Origin of the sequence: Pseudomonas fluorescens, from assembly GCF_030344995.1 — a bacterium.
GTDB lineage: Bacteria > Pseudomonadota > Gammaproteobacteria > Pseudomonadales > Pseudomonadaceae > Aquipseudomonas > Aquipseudomonas fluorescens_BF.
This window is the reverse complement of the sequence record NZ_CP128260.1, coordinates 5,479,727-5,500,579: the sequence shown is the minus strand read 5'-3', so window position 1 is coordinate 5,500,579 and position 20,853 is coordinate 5,479,727. Positions and strand designations below refer to the sequence as shown.

Here is a 20,853-nt window from a genome sequence, read left to right as displayed (position 1 = left end):
TCTGTCTGAATCATTAAATCAACCCACGCTGAATGAGTACCCGATGCGCCGAAAGAGGGTCTTCGGCCAGGAGCAGATCAGCGATTTCGGAAGTTCTTGCTGACAACTCGGCGTGGTGAATGCACACCGTGGGTCCGGCAATCAGTTTTGGGCAGCTGACTCCATTCAGCAGTTTTGGTAGCTGCGCAAGGCTCAGGGCTTTGCTGGAATACAGCAGTACGCCACGGGCTTGCAGGGTATCGGTTGCCAGCGCCAGCTCTGCGGCCGGCAGCGGCCAGTCGAACACCTGCACCGGGCAATCGGCGCTGCTGATCAGCCAGGCGCAGAGCCACAGGTGCGGTTCCAGTGGCAGATCCGACTGATTGACCAGCAGCAGCGGCGCGGTGCGCAACTGACGATTGTTATGGTAGATGCGTGCGCCGAATTTGCTGCGTAACCAGGCAAAAAAGAACACGCGCTCCATCTGCGCACCGAACTGGCCCTGCCAGCGCTGTTCGAGATCTGTCAGCAGCGGCAGCAGCAATTGCTCGCAGAGTGTGCGCGGCGGGTACAGCGCCATCGCCTGGTTGATGCAGTCGTCGAGGCTGCGCTCGTTCAGGTGAGTGACCGCCAGTAGAGCGGCCTGGCGCAGCGGATACCATTCGTCCTCCACCGGTTCGTTGAACGCCTGCGCCGTGTCGAGCAGCGGTTTGACCTGGCTGACCGCGACACCCCGGTTGAGCCAGGTGAGGATGTTCTGGATGCGCTGCACATGGTCTGCGCTGTAAAGGCGATGGCCCTTGGGCGTGCGGTGCGGAACGATCAGCCCGTAGCGGCGTTCCCAGGCGCGCAGGGTCACGGCATTCACGCCGGTCTGGCGCGCGACTTCGCGGATCGGCAGCCAGCCTTCGTCGAGGGCTTTCTTGAAGTCGGCGCCGAGGTCTTCACGGGCGCTGGTGTCAGGTGAGTCGTTCATCAAATGGCGTTTCGCAGGCTGAGGTTTTCCGGATGCGGTTGCAGGTACACCTGCTGCGCAATGTAGGGATCCGGGTGGAGGCGAAAGTGATGCTTGAGCAGCGTCAGCGGTACCACCAGCGGCACGATGCCGTGCCGGTACTGGCCGATGATGCGCTGCACTTCCTGTTTGTCTTCGGCGGTGATGACCTGTTTCAGGTATCCACTGATGTGCTGCAGGACATTGCTGTGGGTGCGGCGGGTGGCGCATTTTTTCAGCGCCGCCATCAGTTCACTGAAATAGCGCGGGCCGAGCTCTTCGGGATCGAGCCGGCCCATGTTGCCCAGCAGATTGCCCAGCGCCTTGTATTGCACCGGGTTGTGGGCCATCAGCAGGTATTTGTAGCGCGAGTGGAAGTCAGTGAGGGCGCGCCGGCTCAGGCCTCTTTGTAGAACCTGCTGCCAGTCGCTGTAAGCGAACACCCGGGTGATGAAGTTTTCCCGTAGCACCGGATCGTTCAGGCGCCCGGCTTCTTCCACCGGCAATTCAGGGTGCGCTGCACAGAACGCCTGGGCGTAGATTCCGCGACCGTTGCCCAGTGGCGCGCCGTTCGGGTGATAGACCTTGACCCGTTCCAGCCCGCACGACGGCGATTGCTGCATGAAGATGTAGCCGCAGATGTCGTGCAGTTCGGCGGCCATTTTCTCGCCGTATTCCGCCAGCGGCGTGGTGACATTGATCTCGCGGTCGACGGTGCCTAGGGCCTCGGGCTGTTCCGGGTCACCGACCAGGCGGATCGGCTCGCGGGGAATGCCCAGGCCGATCGCGACTTCCGGGCACACCGGGACGAATTCGAAATGTTCGCTGAGGGTGCGGGTGCACAGCCGCGATTCCTTGTGCCCACCGTTGTAGCGCACTTCGGCGCCCATCAGGCAGGCGCTGATGGCGATTTTCGGTGGGGACATCGATGAGTCGGACATGCAGCAACCTCGAATCTAAACCTGTACAGACGAGTAGATCTGTACAACATTCTTTCAGCATAGATTCATAGGTGTACAAGTCAAATCGTTTGTACAAGTTTTTCAGGTTTTTAGCGCCAACCCATTTTCCAGCGCGAATCATCCTGCAGGGTATGCCAATCGCATTGCTCGGTACGCCGGGTCAGCACAGCTTGCAGCTCGATTTCCAGCACCGTGCCGTCCTCGTCGCGGAACAGTTCGGTCACCAGGAAATGCTTTTCACGGCTTTGCGGGTGGGCTGCTGTCCATTTCGACAGCAGCAATTTGCGCGGATTGATGCGGTTCACTGCAGGTGCTCGTGCAAGCGTCGTGCAGCCTCCTGACCACTGAGCCAAGCCCCTTCGACCCGACCCGACAGGCACCAGTCGCCACAGGCGTACAGGCCCAGATCGGCGTCGGCCAGGGTGCCCCATTCATGGCTGCTGGCCGGCCGGGCATACAGCCAGCGGTGGGCGAGGCTGAAGGTCGGGGCGGGCATGGCGCTGTGCAGCAATTCGGCGAAGGCGCCATGCAATTGTTCGATCACCGCTTCCTTGGGCAGGTCGATGTGCTGCCGGCTCCAGGCGCTGGTGGCGTGCAGGACCCAGGTGTCGCACGTGGTGTCGCGTCCCGGTTTGCTGCGGTTGCGGGCCAGCCAGTCGAGGGCGCTGTCCTGGACGAAGCAGCCTTCGATCGGTGTATCCAGCGGTGTGTCGAAGGCGAGGGCGACGGCCCAGGTCGGTTCCATTTTCACTCCGGCGGCGGCACCGGCCAGCTTCGGCGCGGCGGCCAGCAGGGCAGTGGCCTGCGGCGCCGGCGTGGCGATCACGACGTGGCTGAACGGCCCGTGAGTAAAGCCTTCGGCGTCCTGCAGGTGCCAGTGTTCTTCACCGCGATAGACCTCGGTGATGCGGCAGGCGAAATGCACTTCCAGCCCATCGAGCAGGCCCCGGGTGATGGCGCTCATGCGCGGCGTGCCGACCCAGCGGGTCTGTTCGTCCGGCGACAGGTTCAACTGCCCGCCATGAAAGGTGTAGAGCTGCGGTGCCCATTCGGCGACCCAGCCTTTGCTTTGCCAGCGCTGGACTTCAGTCACGAAGCGTCGGTCACGGGCGGTGAAGTATTGCGCGCCCATGTCCAGCGAGCCCGCGTCGCTGCGCTTGCTCGACATGCGTCCGCCGCTGCCGCGGCTTTTATCGAACAACTGAACGGTATGCCCGGCATCTGTCAGAGCCTGGGCGGCGGAGAGTCCGGCGATGCCGGTGCCAATGATTGCGATAGGTACAGTCATAGGGGCCTCGTTTACCTTTCTGTACAGACTACGCCGTGGATGAAACCTGTACAATTTTGTTTTTTGGTATAACTTCCAGCGTTCTCGTTCTGACAGCTTGGCCTATGGTTAAACAATAGAGCCTGCCCGATAGAAAAGATCCCTGTTTATAAAAATAGACTAGTGATCGGGGTAAAACGCCACGCGAGGTAGAAGTCATGCACATATTGCTGACCGGCGGTACTGGATTGATCGGACGTCAGCTTTGCCGGCACTGGTCCGGGCAGGGGCATCGCCTGACGGTCTGGAGTCGTCGTCCGGAAAAAGTCGCGAACATCTGTGGCGCCCAGGTGCGTGGAATCGCGCGTCTGGAGGAACTTGGCGACGAGCCGGTCGACGTGATCGTCAACCTCGCCGGCGCGCCGATTGCCGACCGGCCATGGACCCATCGGCGCAAGGCGTTGTTGTGGAGCAGCCGGATAACGCTGACCGAATCGTTGCTGGCGTGGCTGGAAAAACGCGGGCAGAAACCGTCGCTGCTGATCTCGGGTTCGGCCGTGGGTTGGTACGGTGACGGCGGCGAGCGTGAGTTGACCGAGGACTCGCCCCCGGTCATCGACGATTTCGCCAGCCAGTTGTGCATCGCCTGGGAGGAAACCGCGCAACGCGCCGAAGCGATGGATATTCGTGTGGTGCTGGTGCGCACCGGGCTGGTGCTGTCGGCCGAGGGCGGCTTTTTGTCGCGCCTGCTGCTGCCGTTCAAGCTCGGGCTGGGCGGGCCTTTGGGCAATGGTCGGCAGTGGATGCCGTGGATTCATATCGATGACCAAATCGCCCTGATTGATTTTCTTCTGCACCGCAATCAGGCGAGCGGTCCTTATAATGCGTGCGCGCCGAAACCTGTGCGCAATCGCGAATTCGCCAAGACGCTGGGCAGCGTGCTGCACCGCCCGGCGTTCATGCCGATGCCGGCCCTCGCGTTGAAGGTCGGGCTCGGCGAGATGTCATTGCTGTTGCTGGGTGGCCAACGGGCCACGCCGAAACGCTTGCTGGAAGCGGGATTCACTTTCCGGTTCACGGATTTACGCGCGGCCCTGGACGATCTTTCCAGCCGCCTCTGAAATAGGACGTTGCATGACCGATCACGCCTTGCTTCTGGTCAACCTGGGTTCGCCGGCTTCCACTTCGGTGGCCGACGTGCGCAGCTACCTCAATCAATTCCTGATGGACCCGTATGTGATCGACCTGCCGTGGCCGGTGCGGCGTTTGCTGGTGTCGCTGATCCTGATCAAGCGCCCGGAGCAGTCGGCCCATGCCTACGCCTCGATCTGGTGGGACGAAGGTTCGCCGCTGGTGGTGCTCAGCCGTCGCCTGCAACAGCAGATGACGTCTCAGTGGACCCATGGCCCGGTGGAACTGGCGATGCGTTACGGCGAACCGTCGATCGAGACAAGCCTGTTGAAGCTGGTCGCGGCGGGGCACAAACGCATCACCCTTGCGCCGCTTTATCCTCAGTTCGCCGACAGCACCACGACCACGGTGATCGAAGAAGCCAGGCGCGTGCTGCGCGAGAAGAAACTCGATGTGCAACTGTCGGTGCTGCAGCCGTTCTACGATCAGCCGGAATACCTCGACGCGCTGGTGGCGAGCGCCCGGCCGCACTTGCAGCAGGATTACGATCACCTGTTGCTGAGCTTCCACGGTTTGCCGGAACGGCATCTGACCAAACTCAATCCGGGTCATCGCTTCGATGGTCACGGCGATTGCTGCGCCGGTGCGCCGCCGGAAGTCGTCGCGACCTGCTATCGCGGCCAGTGCCTGCGCACGGCAGCCGAGTTCGCCAAGCGCATGGGCATCCCTGACGGTAAATGGTCGGTGTCGTTTCAGTCGCGACTCGGCAAAGCGAAATGGATCGAGCCCTACACCGAAGCGCGGCTGGACGAGTTGGCCAAAAGCGGCGTGAAGAAGATTCTGGTGATGTGCCCGGCGTTTGTTGCCGATTGCATCGAGACCCTGGAAGAGATCGGCGATCGCGGCAAGGAACAGTTCCGCGAGGCGGGGGGAGAGGAGCTGGTGCTGGTGCCGTGCCTGAATGACGACCCGCAATGGGCGAAGGCGTTGGCGACGCTTTGTGAACGGGCGCCACTGGCCCTCTAGTAGGAGCCAAAAGCTTCGCGAGCAAGCCCGCTCCCACATTTGATTGCATTTCAATGTGGGAGCGGGCTTGCTCGCGAAGGCTGACTGTCAGGCGATGAAGATCTAAAGGCTTAGATCAGCGGCTCATCCGCCTTCTTCTGCTTCCAGCCGTCATTGCCCGGCAGCAGCAGGTTCAGCGCAATCGCCACCACCGCGCACAGCGCGATGCCTTTGAGGCCGAAGTCATCCGGACCTGTGCCGGTGCCGACCAGCACACCGCCGATACCGAACACCAGGGTCACCGAAACGATCACCAGATTGCGCGCCTCGCCCAGGTCGATCTTGTGACGGATCAGGGTGTTCATCCCCACCGCTGCGATCGAACCGAACAACAGGCACAGAATCCCGCCCATCACCGGCACCGGAATGCTTTGCAGCAGGGCGCCGAACTTGCCGATGAACGCCAGGGTGATGGCGAAGATCGCCGCCCAGGTCATGATTTTCGGGTTGTAGTTCTTGGTCAGCATCACCGCGCCGGTCACTTCGGCGTAGGTCGTGTTGGGCGGGCCGCCGAACAGGCCGGCTGCGGTGGTGGCGATGCCGTCACCGAGCAGGGTGCGATGCAGGCCCGGCTTTTTCAGGTAGTCGCGACCGGTCACGCTGCCGACCGCAATCACGCCGCCGATGTGCTCAATGGCCGGGGCCAGCGCCACCGGGACGATGAACAGGATCGCCTGCCAGTTGAACTCCGGTGCGGTGAAGGCCGGCAGGGCGAACCACGGTGCCGCGGCAATCTTCGCGGTGTCGACCACGCCGAAGTAGAAGGACAGGGCAAAACCCACCAGCACGCCGGAAATGATCGGTACCAGACGGAAAATGCCTTTGCCGAACACTGCCACGATCAGCGTGGTCAGCAGCGCTGGCATCGAGATCATCATCGCAGTCTGGTAATGGATCAGCTCCGAGCCGTCGCCAGCCTTGCCCATCGCCATGTTCGCGGCAATCGGCGCCATGGCCAGGCCAATGGAGATGATCACCGGACCAATCACTACCGGCGGCAGCAGACGGTCAATGAACCCGGTGCCTTTGATCTTCACGGCAAGGCCGAGGAAGGTGTAGACGAAACCGGCCGCCATCACACCGCCCATGGTCGCCGCCAGGCCGAACTGGCCCTTGGCGAGAATGATCGGGGTGATGAAGGCGAAGCTCGACGCCAGGAACACCGGCACCTGACGCCCGGTGACGATCTGGAACAGAATCGTGCCCAGACCTGCGGTAAACAGTGCCACGTTCGGGTCCAGGCCCGTGATCAGTGGCATCAGCACCAGGGCGCCGAAAGCCACGAACAGCATCTGTGCGCCGGACAGCACCGTGCGCCAGAGCGGATCGTTGAACTCTTGCTGCATGCTTACGCGTCCTTCTGCTTGGTGCCGAAAATCTTGTCACCGGCATCGCCAAGCCCAGGAATGATGTAACCGTGCTCGTTGAGTTTCTGATCGATGGACGCGGTGTAGATGATCACGTCCGGGTGGGCCTGCTCGACAGCGGCAATGCCTTCCGGCGCGGCAACCAGCACCATTGCGCGGATGTCCTTGCAACCGGCCTTCTTCAGCAGGTCGATGGTCGCAACCATGGAGCTGCCGGTGGCGAGCATCGGGTCGATGATCATGGCCAGGCGTTCGTCGATTTCCGGAACCAGTTTTTCCAGATAAGTGTGGGCCTGCAGGGTTTCTTCGTTACGGGCAACGCCGACGGCGCTGACCTTGGCGCCCGGGATCAGGCTCAGCACGCCTTCGAGCATGCCGATGCCGGCACGCAGGATCGGCACGACGGTAATTTTCTTGCCGGCGATTTTCTCGACCGACACAGTGCCGCACCAACCTTCGATATCGTAGGTTTCCAGTGGCAGGTCTTTGGTAGCTTCATAGGTCAACAGGGCACCGACTTCCTGAGCGAGCTCGCGGAAATTCTTGGTGCTGATGTCTGCACGGCGCATAAGGCCAAGTTTGTGACGGATCAGCGGATGGCGGATCTCTTGGATGGACATGGGGAAAGGCTCCGGCGGCGGGCAAAAAAACCGGCCTAGATTAATCTATCCGAGGGTGATGTCCTATAGGACATACAGTACGTTAGTCCACAAATGCTTGATTCGGCCGTGCGGGATGCGTACCTTTGCCCGCTTTTCCGAAACAGACCCCCCTTGGAGAGCGCCATGTCCGCTGATCTCGAGCATATCCGTCAAATCATGCGAGAGGCTGACTGCCTGTACACCGAAGCTGAAGTCGAGGCTGCCATTGCCCGCGTCGGTGCACAAATCAACGAACAACTGGCCGACAGCAACCCGGTGGTGTTCTGCGTGATGAACGGCGGCCTGATCTTCTCCGGCAAACTGCTGACTCATCTGCAGTTCCCGCTGGAAGCGTCCTACCTGCACGCCACCCGTTATCGCAACGAAACCAGCGGCGGCGACCTGTTCTGGAAAGCCAAGCCGGAAGTCTCGTTCATCGACCGCGACGTGCTGATCATCGACGACATCCTCGACGAAGGTCACACCCTGGGCGCGATCATCGACTTTTGCCGTCACGCCGGCGCACGCAAAGTGCACACCGCCGTGCTGATCGACAAGGACCACGACCGCAAGGCCCGTCCTGACCTGAAAGCCGATTTCGTCGGTCTGCCGTGCATCGACCGTTACATCTTCGGTTACGGCATGGACTACAAAGGCTACTGGCGCAACGCCAACGGGATCTTCGCCGTCAAAGGCATGTAAGAACCCCTGAAAGATCGCAGCCCCAGGCTGCGATCTTTTGCTTTTAAAGACTGCTAAAGTGCTCGGCCCCGCCCCCCGGAGCCCGTCATGAGCCTCTTGATCCGCAGCTGCGCCGCCCTGTTGCTGACCCTTAGCCTGCCCCTGGCCGCCGCCCCGATGCACAGTCAATTCCTGCCGCCGGACGACCTGACCCTGCGCGATGCCGAACCCGAGCAGCAGCAACTGTTGCAGGTCACCGATTATTCCGTGGTCGTGGGCGCCCAGCGTCAGTCCAATCAGCAGCCGATCCCGGTGACCTCGCCATTGGTGATCCGCCTCAAGGGTAAATCCCTGAACAAGGGCGCGACGATCAATCAGGTGCTGGTCAACTTCGATGGCGAAAGCAAAAGCCTGAAAAAACCGGTGTATGACGACAAGAGCAAGACCCTGACGCTGTTCTACCCGCTGGCCCAGTACCGGGTGGTGATCGATCTGTTGCGCAACGAAACGGTGTACGTGCAGTTCCTGACCTACGCCAACGGCCACATCTGGGCCGATTTGCACACCGGCAGCACGCGCTCGCGTTGAGCCTTGTGCCTGCGCAGGGGTAAACTGCCCGCCCCGTGAAATGTCTGCGAGCTGGAGTCGGCAATGCGTAAAGATAAGAAGCAAGTGATTGGTGACGAGATCGGCGATGAGCAGATCAAGCTGTTCCTCGATTTTGAGCCGGTCGACGCCACCTCGCCGTCGCTGCACAAACTGGTCAAGGCTTACCGTGGCCTGCGCATCGACGATTTCGAGCGTTTCCTGACGTTCTTCGTTGCAGCCGGTTATGACGTGGACGGCAAGGACGAGCACGGCCAGACCTTCGTCGACCAGATCCGCGATCAGCGCAACGCCCCGGAATACATCGAGCTGATCGAGAAAGCACGCGGCTGATAGCCGAAGTTTTCCACAGGCATAAAAAAACGCCCCGCACTCACCGAGTGCGGGGCGTTTTTCATGGAGCCGAATCAGGCGTAGCTTTCGGTCTCGTTGCTGGCTTCAACCAGCTCCAGCGCGACGTTGTTCTGCGTGTTGATCTTGCGATACAGCGCAGCGTCGGTTTCCAGGACCTTTTCACGGGCCGGGAAGATTTCCGCCAGTTTGGCCGCCCACTCACCCTTGGCCTTGGCCGGGAAGCACTTCTCGATCAGTTCCAGCATGATCGAAACGGTCACCGACGCGCCTGGCGAAGCGCCGAGCAGGGCGGCGAGGGAGCCGTCCTTCGCCGCCACCAGTTCGGTACCGAACTGCAGGATGCCGCCTTTTTTCGGGTCTTTCTTGATGATCTGCACCCGTTGGCCGGCCACTTCCAGGCGCCAGTCTTCGGCTTTCGCCTCCGGGTAGAAACGGCGCAGGGATTCCAGACGCTGTTCCATCGACTGCATCACTTCGCTGACCAGGTACTTGGTCAGGTCCATGTTGTTTTTCGCCACGGCCAGCATCGGGCCGATGTTGCCGGCGCGAACCGACATCGGCAGGTCCATGAAGGAGCCGTGCTTGAGGAACTTGGTGGTGAAACCGGCGTATGGCCCGAACAGCAGGGATTTCTTGCCGTCGACCACGCGGGTGTCCAGGTGCGGCACGGACATCGGAGGCGAACCCACGGCGGCCTGGCTGTAAACCTTGGCCTGGTGATGCTTGACCACTTCCGGGTTGTCGCAACGCAGCCACTGGCCGCTGATCGGGAAACCGCCGAAGCCTTTGCTTTCTTCGATGCCCGAAGCTTGCAGCAGCGGCAGGGCAGCGCCACCGGCGCCGAGGAATACGAACTTGGCGTCGACTTCACGGCTGCTGCCGCTGTTGACGTCCTTGATGCTGACGGTCCAGCCGTTGGCATTACGCTTGAGACCGGTCACGCGCTTGCAGTACTTGACCTGGGCATCGGGTGCGCTGGTCAGGTGCTTGAGCAACTGATTGGTCAGGGCGCCGAAGTTGACGTCGGTGCCGTTGATCACGCGGGTGGCGGCGAGCACCTGGTCTTTCGGACGCCCCGGCATCATCAGCGGCATCCACTCGGCCATCTTCGCCTTGTCTTCGGTGTATTCCATGTCGGCGAAGGCGTGGTGCTTGTGCAGCACGTTGAAGCGTTCCTTGAGGAACGACACGCCTTTCTCACCCTCGACGTAACTCAGGTGTGGAACCGGGCTGATGAAGGATTTGCACGAGCCGAACGTGCCCTTTTTGGTCAGGTACGACCAGAACTGCTTCGACACCTCGAACTGGGTGTTGATGTGCACGGCCTTCTTGATGTCGACGGTGCCGTCGGCAGCCTGCGGCGTGTAATTCAGCTCGCACAGGCCGGCGTGGCCGGTACCGGCGTTGTTCCATGGGTTGGAACTCTCCGCGGCACCGGAATCCATCAGCTCGACGACTTCCAGCTTGATCGCCGGGTCGAGCTCTTTGAGCAGTACTGCAAGGGTGGCACTCATGATGCCGGCCCCAACCAGAACTACGTCGACTGCTTCGTTATGCGCCATTTAACGCGTCTCCAAAATCTGCAGCACCAAATTGTCGGCATGGCTGCCAGGCGTCCAGGGCAGGTCAGTTGAGCCCCGGGTATCCTTGGTCAGGTGTGCCATGTCCGAATCTTCGCAATTTTTCGCAACTTCGACGGATGCGTGCGGCCTGGCTTAAAGAGTCCCATGAACTCATTTCGGCACGCGGCTGGCAATTCGACTTATGGTCGAGACATCCGTTTGTGCAACCAAATCCGTAGCGGACAGGCTTCAGGCTCCGGTATTCGAGGCGTTCCCGTTCCTGTGTCGTTGGGCTGTTTCAGACGCTAATGGTGCATGTTCAGACGCAAAACTATTCATTTGCTCGCCACACTCTTGTGAAGTTGTGAAAACCCGTTTTTTTCACGCTCTTTTGAAGACGTGAACCTCAAAAAGGGCTGTCCAGGGCTGGCACCGTGCCCGGAGGGGCAAACAACTCAGTGGCCGAGCGTCATGACAGCTCTGCAGATTCGCGAAAAGCGGGATTTGCCAGGGAAACAGCAAGCACGCCAGCTTCACTCGATCTGTGTGGGCGGCTCTCTGTGGGCGATTTGGATGCCAATGCAAGCGCATTGACGCTGTTGCGGGGCCCGATCAGGAGACGTCCTTATAATCGGGGGGAGATTGTATCGAAGAAATGCGGGGAGTTGGTCGAGTTTAATGACTTTTATTAGGCATCCGGTCAGATGCTCAACATCGCCTGAGCGCGTGCGCGTGGGCGCTGCTGTTCGATCCGGGCGCTGGCAGGCAAAGGCTGGTGCAACCAGTTGAGACGGATTTCCTCGATTTCGACCCAGCCGTCACCCATTGGCTGCAGGCTGCACTGTTTGAAAGCCTGGCAATGGCCGTTGCGGTCGAGCAGGGCGAAGCTGCGGTGCAGCGGACGTGGGGCGAACAACGAGATCAGATAGCGCATGGCAGTGCTCCTTTTGGGGATCTGTGAGGAAGATTGTCAAAACGCCGTGACGCGAACGTGTATGGGGGGTGAAGAATGTGTGACAGGAACCGCTGGCGGCGGGTTTTGTCTGAGATTTCAGTGCTGGTGACCCACAGTGGCCCACCGCTATACTGCCGGCCTGTCTGTGCCTGATTCTGGAGAGAAGAGCATGTTGCAACGCCTGTTGTTCGGTTTGATCACTGTGACCAGTTTGACCCTGGTTGGCTGCGCCCACAGCCCGCAACAACTGAGCCCGGAACCGAAGCTGACCACTCAGCTGGCACCGGTCGGCCACGGCCAGCCTGTCGTGGTTCGCGTAGTGGACGGTCGTCCGTCGCCAACCCTCGGCACCCGTGGCGGTCTGTACCCGGAAACCAGCGCCATCACCGTGCAACGCGAGCAGATCCTGCCGAAGCTGCAGGCTCAGGCCGAAGCGGCCGTGCGTCTGCTGGGCTTCACCCCGTCCAACGGCGCGATGAATGCTCCACAACTGACCGTGACCCTGACTGAACTGAAATACCAGTCGCCGAAAGAAGGCATGTACGTGACCGAAGCCACCATCGGCGCGACCTTCCGTTCCGACGTGCAGAGCGGCAACCGTCGCTACAGCGGCCGTTACGGTGCTTCGCTGGACCAGCGTTTCGGCATGGCGCCGAATCAGGAAACCAACACCAAACTGGTCAGCGACGTATTGAGCGATGCGCTGACCCGTCTGTTCAAGGATCCGAGCATCGGCCAGATCCTCGCCGAGTAAGTTTCGGTTGATGTGAAAAAGCCCGGGGCCAGCGATGGCCCCGGGCTTTTTCGTTCAGGCGGCCTGGGAATAGAAGTCGAGGACGCTGACGCCGGTCAGCAGATCGGTCTCGGGCAAGTCCGCATGCTGGTGCCCGCCGAGGGCGCAGTACACCAGCCAGTGACGGTCCTGAACATTGAAGGCCAGGCTGCCGACGAGGGTCTGCTGTTCGTCGGACGGGGAGATGAGGTAAAGGCGATCCTGGTTTTCAGCGTGAAGCATGTCGCGTTCCGTGTCGGTTTCGAGGCGCGCAGGGTGACTGAAACAAATGACGATGCCGTGACACAGGACAGCCATCGGTCGATTGACGGGTTATTTGTCGCAAAGGATAGGGCAGTCGGGGAGTGTTTCGGTAGAATCCGCGCCGCGGTCGTCGGTCTGGCGTTCGCCATACCGGTCTAGATTGAGGTCTGTGATGTCGCTGCACTTGATGACGCTGTTTACCGCCCATCCCGCCAAACTGATCAACCTGCTGGCCCTGCTGCTGGCCTTCCCCGGCAGTTGGCTGCTGCACGCGACCCGCCGCCGTGAGCAACGGGCGATGGCCAGTATCGCGGCCCAGCGTCAGCATCAGCCTGATCAGGAGCCGGTCCTCGATTGGGCGACCCTGCGCATGAACCGCTTCTTCTACCGCTTCGGTTTTGCCTGCCTGGGCCTGGCGTTGCTGGTGTCCTGGATCAGTACCCGCTTCTGAACGAAAAACGGCGCCCGAAGGCGCCGTTTTTGTATCCAGCCGATACCGCTTACAGCGGCAGTCCCGCCTTGACCCGGTACTGATTGCGCACCGGCGTCGCATATTGCAGCACCAGATACGGACGATGCTCCTCGGGGCAGGCGTCCAGACGGTTCTGCCATTCTTCCTGGGCCTTGGCCAGTTCTTCGGCACCAAACACCTCGGCAGCCTTCGGCACGTTCAGCTGCGGATCGGCATCGGCCCACTGCGCGTACGCCAGGTAATGCACCGGGAACAGGCGATAACCACCGAGAATCTGCTTGTCCATCTCGACCGCCAATTGCTTGGTGTCCTCGAACAGCTCGGTGATCGGCGCGGCGAAGTTCACGTGCACCCGGCCCTTGTAGCCGGTAATGCCCTTGGCAATACTCACGTCATCCTCGCCCGGCGCCTTGCTGTAGGTGCCGGTGGTGGCGCGGATGTACAGCTCGCGGGCCTTGGCCTGGTCGCACGGGTCGTATTCGTAGCTGATCGACACCGGGGTCAGGTTCAGCGACTGGATGACCTCGCCGAACGGCTCGTCCTTGCGGCTCATGTGGAACATCTTGAGGATCGCCGACTCGGTACGGTCGTCGCCGTCCTTCGCGCGGCCTTCGGCCTGGGCGATCCAGATTGAAGCGCAATCGTTGCGAATCGAATGGTTGATGTAGGCCGACAGCAGTTGGTATGCGGCCATTTTCTCGCGGCGCCCGGTGATCGAGCGGTGCACGATGAAGCTCTTGTTCAAACGCATCAGGTCGCTGACGAACGGCTTTTGCAGCAGGTTGTCGCCAATCGCGATACGCGGCGTCGGCAGGCCGGCGTGGTACACGGCGTAGTTGACGAAGGCCGGGTCCATCACGATGTCGCGGTGGTTGGCGATGAACAGATAGGCGCTGCCGGACTTGAATTGCTCGACACCGGTGTAGGTCACGCCATCGGTGGCGCGCTCGATGGTGTGGTCGACGTAGAACTCGACCTTGTCCTGCAAAGTGGCCACGGAGGTCACGTCGGCAAACTCACGACGCAGCCGATGGGCTATAAGTGGTTTGAGCATCCAGCCGAAGGCACCGGCAAAACGCGGGAAGCGGAAGTGGGTGAGGATATCTAGAAACGCCTTGTCGCCGAGCAGTCGCGCCAGTACCGCAGGTACTTCGCTGTCGTCGTAAGGTCGGATGGCATCGAATTCGCCCATCATGCTCTCTTGTTGGAAACGGCTAGGGTAAGTAAAGGTTTTGATCGAAAACTAACGGGGCACGGTCTGAAAAAGTAGCCAGACAAAAATGGCCCTGCAAATAGACCGGCGATTATACGCACAAGTCACCCGGGAGACCGCGATGCTGGAAAGCGCAGTATATGAATGTCCGTATTGTGGTGAAGAGGTCGAGACGACCGTGGATCTCTCCGGTGGCGACCAGACTTATATTGAGGACTGTCAGGTCTGTTGTCGGCCGATCACCTTTGTGTTGCAGGTCCATGGAGAGGACTGGTTTCTGGAAGTGTTCAGCGAAAACGAGTGAGGTGCGCCCATGCAGCGAATCTACGAGCCGGAAAACCTGATGGAAGGCGAAATGCTCAAGGGCATGCTCGCCAGCGAAGGCATCGAGGCGCATCTGGTCGGGCGCGATCTGCTGGGCGGTACGGGCGAGTTGCCGATCTTCGGCCTGTTGGGCCTGTCGGTCGATAACGACCAGGCCGAATACGCCCGCGAGCTGATCAGTGCGTACAATGCCGCGCTGCCGCTGCCCGGCGATGAACCGGACAGCTATCCCGGGACGCTGGTCTGTTAGGCTGGCGTTCGTTTTATTTGTGAGTCGTGCTGCCCCATGTGTGGACGTTATGCCCTGTTTCGCTGGAACCGCGATTTCGCGAACCTGCCCGGTTTTCCTGCCGATCAGCAGGCGCAGTGGAACATTTCCCCCAACGATTCGGTGTTGATGCTGCGCGCCGAACCCGACGGCCAGCGCACGCTGGCCCGCGCCCGTTGGGGGCTGACACCGCCATGGCTGACCGACCTGTCACGCACGCCGGCCCATGCCCGGGCTGAAACCGTTGCCGAGCAACCGATGTTTCGTGAAGCCCTGCGCCTGCGCCGTTGCCTGCTGCCGGCCAACGGCTTCTACGAATGGCGCGGCACCACACGCAAACGCCCGTACTGGCTGACGCCGGGGGAAGGTGCTTCGTTGTTTTTTGCGGCGATCTGGGAAGCGTATCCGGTGCAGGAACAAGTCTGGCTGAGCACGGCGGTGATTACCCAGCCTGCGGCCAGTCAGCGCCGGCCGTTGATTCTCGATGAAGCGGGGCAGGCGGCGTGGCTTGATCCCGAGACGCCGCTGCATGTTCTGCAAGGTTTGCTCGCCAGCGAACCTGCCGCCTTGCGCGAGCGGGTGCTGGCGAATCTGGTCAATGATCCGAAACTCAACGGGCCGGAGTGTTTGACCCCGGCCTGATGCATCCAGATCAAAAGCCCCTCACCCTAGCCCTCTCCCAGAGGGAGAGGGGACTGACCGAGGGATATTGCAGAAATACACCGACTTGAAAGTTCTTTGCTGAATCCATAATCGACACTATTTACCAGGTCGATGTATGACGGAAGACAGCTCGGTCGGCTCCCTCTCCCTCCGGGCGGTCCGACGTTTCGGGAGGGCTGGGGTGAGGGGGGGCTCTCAAACCTTGAACTGGTTGATCAACCGCCGCTGCTGCTCCGCCAGTTTGGTCAGATCCGCGCTCGCCGAACTCGATTCATCCGCACCACCAGCCACTTCATTCGCCACCTGACCGATATTGATCACGTTGCGGTTGATATCGTCAGCCACCGCGCTCTGTTCTTCGGCGGCACTCGCAATCTGGGTGTTCATGTCGTTGATTACCGACACGGCCTGAGTGATGGTCTCCAGCGCCTCAGCGGCCTTGGCCGCGTGCTGCACGCTTTCGTCGGTGCGGTTCTGGCTGTCTTCCATGACCCGCACCACATCGCGGGTGCCCTGTTGCAATTGCTGGATCATGCTCTGGATTTCTTCGGTGGCCTGCTGGGTTTTCTGCGCCAGATTGCGCACCTCATCCGCCACCACCGCAAAACCGCGTCCCTGCTCACCGGCGCGGGCGGCTTCGATGGCCGCGTTGAGGGCCAGCAGGTTGGTCTGCTCGGCGATCCCGCGAATGGCGATCAGGATCGCGTTGATGTTCTCGCTGTCCTTGGCCAGCGTCTGCACCACGTCCACGGCCTTGCCGATTTCCACAGCCAGCACGCCAATCGAATTGGAGGTGTCGCGCACGATCTGCATGCCCTGACTGGCCGCCTGATCGGCGTGGCTGGCGGCTTGCGCAGCCTGGGTTGCGTTGCGTGCTACGTCTTGCGCTGTGGCGGTCATTTCCTGCACGGCGGTGGCGACCTGATCAATCTCGGCCATCTGCTTTTGAATGCCGATATTGGTACGGATCGCGATGTCGGCCGTGTGCTCCGAGGAGTCGCTGACGCTCTGCACCGACGACACCACCTGCGTGATCATCCCCTGCAATTTGGCGAGGAAGGTATTGAAGCCTTTGGCGATTGAACCGAGTTCGTCATTGCGGTCACTGGTCAAACGACGGGTCAGGTCGCCTTCGCCTTGGGCAATGTCGTCGAGCATGGTCACCATTTGCTTCAGCGGGCGGGCGATGCCGTGGCCCACCAGCCAGATCACCAGCAGGCCGAGACCGGCAATGATCAGACCGACCATGGCCATGCCGAAAGTGTCGGATTTGCGCTGGGCGTCGAGGTCGCCTTGCAGCTTTTGCAGATCGGCCATCACCGCGTCGAGCGGCAGTTGCAGCATCAGCGTCCAGCGCGCGTCGGTCTGGCCGATGCCGAACGGCAGGTACAACTCGATCCGGCCCGACTCCTTATTGACGGTGTAGGTCACTTCGCCGCGCTTGAGATTGGCCATGTTGGCAATCTGCTGGGCGTCGAGAATGTCGCTGACCTTCTCGCCGAATTTGCTCGGGTCTTTGGTGTACGCGACGATCCGGCCGTTGCCACCGATCAGGGCCATTTGGCCGGCGCCGCTGTACAGCTTCTGGTTGGCGCCCAGGAGCATTTCCTGAATGAAGTTCACCGACAGGTCGGCGCCGACGATGCCCTGGAACGCGCCGTTGAGCATGATCGGTTCAATAAAGGAGGCGAGCATGACGATCTTGTCGCCGACCTTGTACGGGGCGGGATCGATCACGCAGGATTTTTTGGTTTCCTTCGAGCACAGGTAGTACTCGCTGGCGCGCACGCCGGTGGACAGGACTTTCTGGTCGTCGACGTCCACCAGTTTGTCCAGGCCCAGAGTGCCGTCGTCGTTGCGGAACCACCATGGCAGGAAGCGCCCGTTGGCGGTGTCGATGCCGACCACGCTGGTGCCGACGTAGGCCGCGTCATTGTGGTCGAGTGCGTTCTTTTCCCAGCCGATGTAGGTGCCGAGAATCTTCGGGTTCTTCTCGACGTTTTCCTTGATCAGGCTGATCAACTGCTCACGGCTGACGGTCAGTCGCGGCTGGCCGTCGGCGCCCGGGGTGCCGAGCAGGGCGTTGACCCGTACCAGTCCGCCGGCAATCAGCAGCGGCGCTTCCAGTTCGCGCTGGATCTGGCTGACCTGGGTCTGCGCCAGCGAGGTCAGGCGCTGTTCGATGACTTGCTCGAACTGGGCCTGGGTCCGTTGCTGGACCATTTCCTGGGTGCGGGCACCGGAGAACAGCGCATACAGCACCAGTGCGGCGACTACGCTGAGTACGATGGCGCCGGCCAGGGCGGCCACGGAAAACTGGATCGACTTGAACTTCATGGGAGCTCCGCACGCGAGAGGACGTCTGCGCTGTTGTATCGGCAGCCGCTATTGCGCCATGAGGTTCAGGGCGAGTAATGACAGTCGGATGTCGCAAATGGAGCAGTGCGCGACGCGGATGTGCAGGGCTTGTCGGTCGGTATGAATTTTTTCCTACAGGTCAGACGGGCGCTTTCTGAAAGTGCGTGCAACACGTCCGTTGTATCTGGCGTCGATACAATTACCCGCCTAGGATACGCGGCAGGTTTTCAGGGAGCTTTTGAATGAACAAGACATTGGTTGTAAGTGCACTGAGCGCAGCGCTGTTGCTGGCCGGTTGTCAGTCGGTCAACACCACCAGCGGCGGTGCCGTGGGCGTGGAGCGCAAGCAGTACATGTTCAGCATGCTGTCCTCGCAAGAGGTCGACCAGATGTATGCCCAGTCCTATCAGAAGACCGTGGGCGAAGCGTCCAGCAAAGGCGTGCTGGACAAGACCAGCAACGATGCCAAACGCATTCAGGCCATCGCCAACCGGCTGATCGCCCAGGCACCGAATTTCCGTCCGGATTCGGCGCAGTGGAAGTGGGAAGTGAATCTGATCAAGAGTGACGAGCTCAACGCCAACTGCGGTCCTGGCGGCAAGATCATTTTCTACACCGGGCTGATCGACAGTCTGAAACTCACCGACGATGAAATCGCCGCGGTCATGGGCCATGAAATTGCCCACGCCCTACGCGAACATGGTCGTGAAGCCATGTCCAAGGCTTACGGCATCGAAATGGCCAAGCAGGGCGCCGGTGCGTTGCTCGGCCTGGGGCAGGACAGCCTGGCGCTGGCCGACACCGTGGCCAACTACGGCATGACGCTGCCCAACAGCCGCGCCAACGAAAACGAAGCTGACCTGATCGGTCTGGAGTTGGCCGCGCGTGCCGGCTACAACCCGAACGCCGCCATCACCCTGTGGAACAAGATGAGCAAGGCTTCCGAAGGTGCGCCGCCAGAGTTCATGAGCACTCACCCGGCGTCGTCCAGCCGTATCGCCTCGTTGCAGGCGGCCATTCCGAAGGTCATGCCGCTTTACGAGAAAGCGCCCAAGTCCTGAAACAATGATCGCTCCCGCACTCGGTGCGGGAGCGATCTGCCGGATCAAACCCAGCCGCTGCTTTGCATCGCCTTGTACACCGCGACGATCGCCAGGATCAGGAACGCCGAGGCGGCCAGTCGACGGATCAGGGTCAGCGGCAGTTTCTCTGCTGCAAAATTACCCGCCAGAACCACCGGCACGTTGGCAATCAGCATGCCCGCCGTGGTGCCGATGATCACCAGCCACAGTTCCGGGTATTGCGCGGCCAGCATCACGGTGGCGATCTGGGTCTTGTCACCGATTTCCGCGAGGAAGAATGCAATCAGGGTGGTCAGGAACGGCCCGAACTTGCGGGCGGTGCTGGCTTCATCGTCGTCCATCTTGTCCGGCACCAGCGTCCACAGGGCGGTGGCGGCGAAGCTCGCGGCGAGGATCCAGTGCAGGACTGAATCGGAGAAGAAGCTGCCGAACCAGGCGCCGACCGCACCGGCTGCCGCGTGGTTGGCCAGGGTCGCAGCGACGATACCAGCGATGATCGGCCAGGGTTTGCGAAAGCGAGCGGCGAGAATCAGCGCGAGCAGTTGCGTCTTGTCGCCGATTTCGGCCAAGGCAACGATTGCGGTGGGAACGAGTAACGAGTCCAGCATCAGGATTTCCTAAGGGGCGGGTCGACACGGCTATGACACGTACAGCCTTCCCGCCCCGGGTAAGGTGTGCGTGTCATAGGTCTTGTCAAACCCTGCGATCCGTCTGGTGCGGACGCTTGGGTCGCATACGCCATGATCTGAGGATCAAGTATGTTGACGTATGCCGGACGAGCTTGGCGCTCGTGGGAGACTACTCCCCTAGGACGGAGCGGATTCTGCCTAGGCAGAATCCATTCGGCAAGTGCTAATTTTCAGCCGCGCTTGGCCCGGTAAATCCGGAAACCATTGCCTTCGGCCTTGATCGCACACACGCCCAGATGCTCTTCGATCAGCGGTTGATATTTCAGGAAGCTGTTTGCAACCAAGCGAAGTTCACCGCCGTTTTTCAGATGTTTGGCCGCTTTTCGCAGCAAGTTCTCGGTGGCGAAATAATCGGTGTGCACGCCGACATGGAACGGCGGATTGCTCAGAATTGCGTTCAAACCCATCGGCGCCGCATCGATTCCGTCTCCGGTCAGCACCTCGGCTTCCAGACCATTGGCCGCCAGGGTCAAACGGCTGCTGGCGGCAGCGAAGGCATCAACGTCGAGCAACGTCACCTGATTGTGCGGGTAACGACGCTTGACCGCCGCACCGAGCACACCAGCGCCGCAACCGAAGTCCAGCAAATGGCCGCTCGGCAGTTTGTCCAGGTGTTCCAGCAGCAGGGCGCTGCCGCGATCCAGTCGGCCGTGGCTGAACACGCCCGGCAGGCTGATGACTTTCAGCGGGCCTTCGGCCAGCGGCAGTTCGTAGGTCTGCGCCAGGCTTTCCAGTGGTTTGGCTTGCGGGGCGTTGGCCACGGTCACCTGCCACAATTGGCAATGGCGCGCGCTGTCGAGCTTGCGCGGTTTGCCGAACGGGTTGAGCTGTTTGGACGCGCCTTCGATGCCGCTGCGCTTTTCCCCGACCAGATACACCTCACGCCCGGCCAGACGCGAAGCCACGGCATTGAGGATGTAATCGGTCAGGTCCTTGGCCTTGGGCAGGAACACCACGGCGTTGGTGAATTCGCGCTCCGGCACGTTCACGCCAAAATGGCTGCGGCCTTCGAAGCGCGCATCGAGCGCGGCCTGATCGCCGGCGTGCCAGCACCAGCCAAACGCGTCGGGCAGGCGCCCCAGCAGGTCATCGGCAGGCAAACCGGCCAGCAACACCGAACCCTGGAATAACTCGGCCTGACGAAGCAGTACTTCACTGCGCGGATCCATAACTGCTCCTGTGAA

General features: G+C 60.9%; 24 protein-coding genes and 1 riboswitch. Of the genes, 11 read left to right on the top strand and 13 right to left on the bottom strand.

Going from position 1 to position 20,853, the window contains the following annotated elements:
• Positions 1-13 precede the first annotated feature (13 nt).
• The 4 genes from QR290_RS24655 to QR290_RS24640 form a co-directional block, all read right to left on the bottom strand.
• On the bottom strand, positions 14-955 hold the full coding sequence (locus QR290_RS24655) for a MerR family transcriptional regulator (protein WP_289203794.1): 942 nt from the start codon (positions 953-955) through the stop codon (positions 14-16).
• Positions 955-1,914 (bottom strand): YbgA family protein, encoded by a 960-nt coding sequence (locus tag QR290_RS24650; RefSeq protein ID WP_289203793.1) that lies wholly within the window; start codon positions 1,912-1,914, stop codon positions 955-957. The genes QR290_RS24655 and QR290_RS24650 overlap by 1 nt, the downstream gene beginning before the upstream one ends.
• 110 nt (positions 1,915-2,024) lie before the next feature.
• On the bottom strand, positions 2,025-2,240 hold the full coding sequence (locus QR290_RS24645; protein WP_289203792.1) for a TIGR02450 family Trp-rich protein: 216 nt from the start codon (positions 2,238-2,240) through the stop codon (positions 2,025-2,027).
• The gene (locus QR290_RS24640) at positions 2,237-3,223 is read right to left on the bottom strand and encodes an NAD(P)/FAD-dependent oxidoreductase (protein WP_115079181.1); all 987 of its coding nucleotides are present in this window, start codon (positions 3,221-3,223) and stop codon (positions 2,237-2,239) included. Before QR290_RS24640 ends, QR290_RS24645 begins: the two co-directional genes overlap by 4 nt.
• A gap of 197 nt (positions 3,224-3,420) precedes the next feature.
• On the opposite strand from QR290_RS24640, the gene QR290_RS24635 reads away from it, so the two are divergent.
• Entirely contained in the window at positions 3,421-4,323 is a 903-nt protein-coding gene (locus tag QR290_RS24635; protein ID WP_115079180.1) for a TIGR01777 family oxidoreductase, read from the top strand.
• Positions 4,324-4,336: 13 nt separating this feature from the next.
• Complete coding sequence (gene hemH, locus QR290_RS24630) at positions 4,337-5,359, top strand: ferrochelatase (protein WP_115079179.1); 1,023 nt, start codon at positions 4,337-4,339, stop codon at positions 5,357-5,359.
• Positions 5,360-5,469: 110 nt separating this feature from the next.
• Here the strand turns inward: hemH and QR290_RS24625 are convergent, their stop codons facing one another.
• Both QR290_RS24625 and upp read right to left on the bottom strand, forming a co-directional pair.
• Positions 5,470-6,744: a uracil-xanthine permease family protein gene (locus QR290_RS24625; protein WP_115079178.1), complete on the bottom strand. Its 1,275-nt coding sequence runs from the start codon at positions 6,742-6,744 to the stop codon at positions 5,470-5,472.
• A gap of 2 nt (positions 6,745-6,746) precedes the next feature.
• Positions 6,747-7,385 carry a uracil phosphoribosyltransferase gene (gene upp / locus QR290_RS24620; protein WP_011335903.1) on the bottom strand — a complete coding sequence of 213 codons (639 nt, stop codon included), beginning with the start codon at positions 7,383-7,385 and terminating at the stop codon, positions 6,747-6,749.
• A 165-nt stretch (positions 7,386-7,550) separates the two neighbouring features.
• On the opposite strand from upp, the gene QR290_RS24615 reads away from it, so the two are divergent.
• The 3 genes from QR290_RS24615 to QR290_RS24605 all read left to right on the top strand — a co-directional run bounded on the left by QR290_RS24615 (position 7,551) and on the right by QR290_RS24605 (position 9,026).
• Positions 7,551-8,108 carry a hypoxanthine-guanine phosphoribosyltransferase gene (locus QR290_RS24615; protein ID WP_007951681.1) on the top strand — a complete coding sequence of 186 codons (558 nt, stop codon included), beginning with the start codon at positions 7,551-7,553 and terminating at the stop codon, positions 8,106-8,108.
• Between the two features lie 87 nt (positions 8,109-8,195).
• Positions 8,196-8,675: a hypothetical protein gene (locus tag QR290_RS24610; protein WP_115079177.1), complete on the top strand. Its 480-nt coding sequence runs from the start codon at positions 8,196-8,198 to the stop codon at positions 8,673-8,675.
• A 63-nt stretch (positions 8,676-8,738) separates the two neighbouring features.
• Entirely contained in the window at positions 8,739-9,026 is a 288-nt protein-coding gene (locus QR290_RS24605) for a PA4642 family protein (protein ID WP_114885475.1), read from the top strand.
• A 74-nt stretch (positions 9,027-9,100) separates the two neighbouring features.
• Here QR290_RS24605 and mqo read toward each other — a convergent pair whose 3' ends face one another.
• A complete protein-coding gene (gene mqo, locus QR290_RS24600) occupies positions 9,101-10,609 on the bottom strand; it encodes a malate dehydrogenase (quinone) (RefSeq protein ID WP_115079176.1) in 1,509 nt (502 codons plus the stop codon).
• 700 nt (positions 10,610-11,309) lie between these two features.
• Complete coding sequence (locus QR290_RS24595) at positions 11,310-11,543, bottom strand: hypothetical protein (protein ID WP_115079175.1); 234 nt, start codon at positions 11,541-11,543, stop codon at positions 11,310-11,312.
• Positions 11,544-11,733: 190 nt separating this feature from the next.
• Between QR290_RS24595 and QR290_RS24590 the strand changes: the two genes are divergently transcribed.
• Positions 11,734-12,318, top strand: a complete 585-nt coding sequence (locus QR290_RS24590; RefSeq protein ID WP_085684758.1) for a YajG family lipoprotein — start codon at positions 11,734-11,736, stop codon at positions 12,316-12,318.
• A 54-nt stretch (positions 12,319-12,372) separates the two neighbouring features.
• Here the strand turns inward: QR290_RS24590 and QR290_RS24585 are convergent, their stop codons facing one another.
• Complete coding sequence (locus QR290_RS24585) at positions 12,373-12,579, bottom strand: hypothetical protein (RefSeq protein ID WP_039766399.1); 207 nt, start codon at positions 12,577-12,579, stop codon at positions 12,373-12,375.
• A 193-nt stretch (positions 12,580-12,772) separates the two neighbouring features.
• Between QR290_RS24585 and QR290_RS24580 the strand changes: the two genes are divergently transcribed.
• On the top strand, positions 12,773-13,051 hold the full coding sequence (locus QR290_RS24580) for a hypothetical protein (protein ID WP_085745372.1): 279 nt from the start codon (positions 12,773-12,775) through the stop codon (positions 13,049-13,051).
• Positions 13,052-13,100: 49 nt separating this feature from the next.
• Here the strand turns inward: QR290_RS24580 and QR290_RS24575 are convergent, their stop codons facing one another.
• Positions 13,101-14,264, bottom strand: a complete 1,164-nt coding sequence (locus tag QR290_RS24575; RefSeq protein WP_170929378.1) for a 1-acyl-sn-glycerol-3-phosphate acyltransferase — start codon at positions 14,262-14,264, stop codon at positions 13,101-13,103.
• A gap of 142 nt (positions 14,265-14,406) precedes the next feature.
• Between QR290_RS24575 and QR290_RS24570 the strand changes: the two genes are divergently transcribed.
• The 3 genes from QR290_RS24570 to QR290_RS24560 are packed head-to-tail and all read left to right on the top strand — an operon-like array spanning position 14,407 to position 15,519.
• Positions 14,407-14,589, top strand: a complete 183-nt coding sequence (locus tag QR290_RS24570) for a CPXCG motif-containing cysteine-rich protein (RefSeq protein WP_007951671.1) — start codon at positions 14,407-14,409, stop codon at positions 14,587-14,589.
• A gap of 9 nt (positions 14,590-14,598) precedes the next feature.
• Positions 14,599-14,859 (top strand): putative signal transducing protein, encoded by a 261-nt coding sequence (locus QR290_RS24565; RefSeq protein ID WP_011335895.1) that lies wholly within the window; start codon positions 14,599-14,601, stop codon positions 14,857-14,859.
• 36 nt (positions 14,860-14,895) lie between these two features.
• Positions 14,896-15,519 (top strand): SOS response-associated peptidase, encoded by a 624-nt coding sequence (locus QR290_RS24560; RefSeq protein WP_289203791.1) that lies wholly within the window; start codon positions 14,896-14,898, stop codon positions 15,517-15,519.
• 216 nt (positions 15,520-15,735) lie between these two features.
• On the opposite strand, the gene QR290_RS24555 is transcribed toward QR290_RS24560, so the two are convergent.
• Positions 15,736-17,877 carry a methyl-accepting chemotaxis protein gene (locus QR290_RS24555; RefSeq protein WP_115079173.1) on the bottom strand — a complete coding sequence of 714 codons (2,142 nt, stop codon included), beginning with the start codon at positions 17,875-17,877 and terminating at the stop codon, positions 15,736-15,738.
• A gap of 263 nt (positions 17,878-18,140) precedes the next feature.
• Here QR290_RS24555 and QR290_RS24550 point away from each other — a divergent pair, with 263 nt between their 5' ends.
• The gene (locus tag QR290_RS24550) at positions 18,141-18,959 is read left to right on the top strand and encodes a M48 family metallopeptidase (RefSeq protein WP_115079172.1); all 819 of its coding nucleotides are present in this window, start codon (positions 18,141-18,143) and stop codon (positions 18,957-18,959) included.
• Between the two features lie 44 nt (positions 18,960-19,003).
• Here the strand turns inward: QR290_RS24550 and QR290_RS24545 are convergent, their stop codons facing one another.
• Together QR290_RS24545 and QR290_RS24540 are read right to left on the bottom strand one after the other, a co-directional pair.
• Positions 19,004-19,588 (bottom strand): TMEM165/GDT1 family protein, encoded by a 585-nt coding sequence (locus QR290_RS24545; RefSeq protein ID WP_007956837.1) that lies wholly within the window; start codon positions 19,586-19,588, stop codon positions 19,004-19,006.
• An 87-nt stretch (positions 19,589-19,675) separates the two neighbouring features.
• Positions 19,676-19,800: riboswitch (yybP-ykoY riboswitch) on the bottom strand.
• A gap of 39 nt (positions 19,801-19,839) precedes the next feature.
• Complete coding sequence (locus QR290_RS24540) at positions 19,840-20,838, bottom strand: class I SAM-dependent methyltransferase (protein ID WP_289203790.1); 999 nt, start codon at positions 20,836-20,838, stop codon at positions 19,840-19,842.
• Positions 20,839-20,853 lie beyond the last annotated feature (15 nt).

What these genes read in the sequence shown, in the direction of transcription:
- QR290_RS24610 (WP_115079177.1), top strand. Translation starts at nt 8,196, where the DNA reads ATGAGCCTCTTGATCCGCAGCTGCGCCGCCCTGTTGCTGACCCTTAGC.
- upp (WP_011335903.1), bottom strand. Translation starts at nt 7,385, where the DNA reads ATGTCCATCCAAGAGATCCGCCATCCGCTGATCCGTCACAAACTTGGC.
- QR290_RS24650 (WP_289203793.1), bottom strand. Translation starts at nt 1,914, where the DNA reads ATGTCCGACTCATCGATGTCCCCACCGAAAATCGCCATCAGCGCCTGC.
- mqo (WP_115079176.1), bottom strand. Translation starts at nt 10,609, where the DNA reads ATGGCGCATAACGAAGCAGTCGACGTAGTTCTGGTTGGGGCCGGCATC.
- hemH (WP_115079179.1), top strand. Translation starts at nt 4,337, where the DNA reads ATGACCGATCACGCCTTGCTTCTGGTCAACCTGGGTTCGCCGGCTTCC.
- QR290_RS24545 (WP_007956837.1), bottom strand. Translation starts at nt 19,588, where the DNA reads ATGCTGGACTCGTTACTCGTTCCCACCGCAATCGTTGCCTTGGCCGAA.
- QR290_RS24585 (WP_039766399.1), bottom strand. Translation starts at nt 12,579, where the DNA reads ATGCTTCACGCTGAAAACCAGGATCGCCTTTACCTCATCTCCCCGTCC.
- QR290_RS24555 (WP_115079173.1), bottom strand. Translation starts at nt 17,877, where the DNA reads ATGAAGTTCAAGTCGATCCAGTTTTCCGTGGCCGCCCTGGCCGGCGCC.
- QR290_RS24550 (WP_115079172.1), top strand. Translation starts at nt 18,141, where the DNA reads ATGAACAAGACATTGGTTGTAAGTGCACTGAGCGCAGCGCTGTTGCTG.
- QR290_RS24590 (WP_085684758.1), top strand. Translation starts at nt 11,734, where the DNA reads ATGTTGCAACGCCTGTTGTTCGGTTTGATCACTGTGACCAGTTTGACC.
- QR290_RS24635 (WP_115079180.1), top strand. Translation starts at nt 3,421, where the DNA reads ATGCACATATTGCTGACCGGCGGTACTGGATTGATCGGACGTCAGCTT.
- QR290_RS24640 (WP_115079181.1), bottom strand. Translation starts at nt 3,223, where the DNA reads ATGACTGTACCTATCGCAATCATTGGCACCGGCATCGCCGGACTCTCC.
- QR290_RS24625 (WP_115079178.1), bottom strand. Translation starts at nt 6,744, where the DNA reads ATGCAGCAAGAGTTCAACGATCCGCTCTGGCGCACGGTGCTGTCCGGC.
- QR290_RS24560 (WP_289203791.1), top strand. Translation starts at nt 14,896, where the DNA reads ATGTGTGGACGTTATGCCCTGTTTCGCTGGAACCGCGATTTCGCGAAC.
- QR290_RS24570 (WP_007951671.1), top strand. Translation starts at nt 14,407, where the DNA reads ATGCTGGAAAGCGCAGTATATGAATGTCCGTATTGTGGTGAAGAGGTC.
- QR290_RS24605 (WP_114885475.1), top strand. Translation starts at nt 8,739, where the DNA reads ATGCGTAAAGATAAGAAGCAAGTGATTGGTGACGAGATCGGCGATGAG.
- QR290_RS24655 (WP_289203794.1), bottom strand. Translation starts at nt 955, where the DNA reads ATGAACGACTCACCTGACACCAGCGCCCGTGAAGACCTCGGCGCCGAC.
- QR290_RS24565 (WP_011335895.1), top strand. Translation starts at nt 14,599, where the DNA reads ATGCAGCGAATCTACGAGCCGGAAAACCTGATGGAAGGCGAAATGCTC.
- QR290_RS24575 (WP_170929378.1), bottom strand. Translation starts at nt 14,264, where the DNA reads ATGGGCGAATTCGATGCCATCCGACCTTACGACGACAGCGAAGTACCT.
- QR290_RS24540 (WP_289203790.1), bottom strand. Translation starts at nt 20,838, where the DNA reads ATGGATCCGCGCAGTGAAGTACTGCTTCGTCAGGCCGAGTTATTCCAG.
- QR290_RS24595 (WP_115079175.1), bottom strand. Translation starts at nt 11,543, where the DNA reads ATGCGCTATCTGATCTCGTTGTTCGCCCCACGTCCGCTGCACCGCAGC.
- QR290_RS24580 (WP_085745372.1), top strand. Translation starts at nt 12,773, where the DNA reads ATGTCGCTGCACTTGATGACGCTGTTTACCGCCCATCCCGCCAAACTG.
- QR290_RS24615 (WP_007951681.1), top strand. Translation starts at nt 7,551, where the DNA reads ATGTCCGCTGATCTCGAGCATATCCGTCAAATCATGCGAGAGGCTGAC.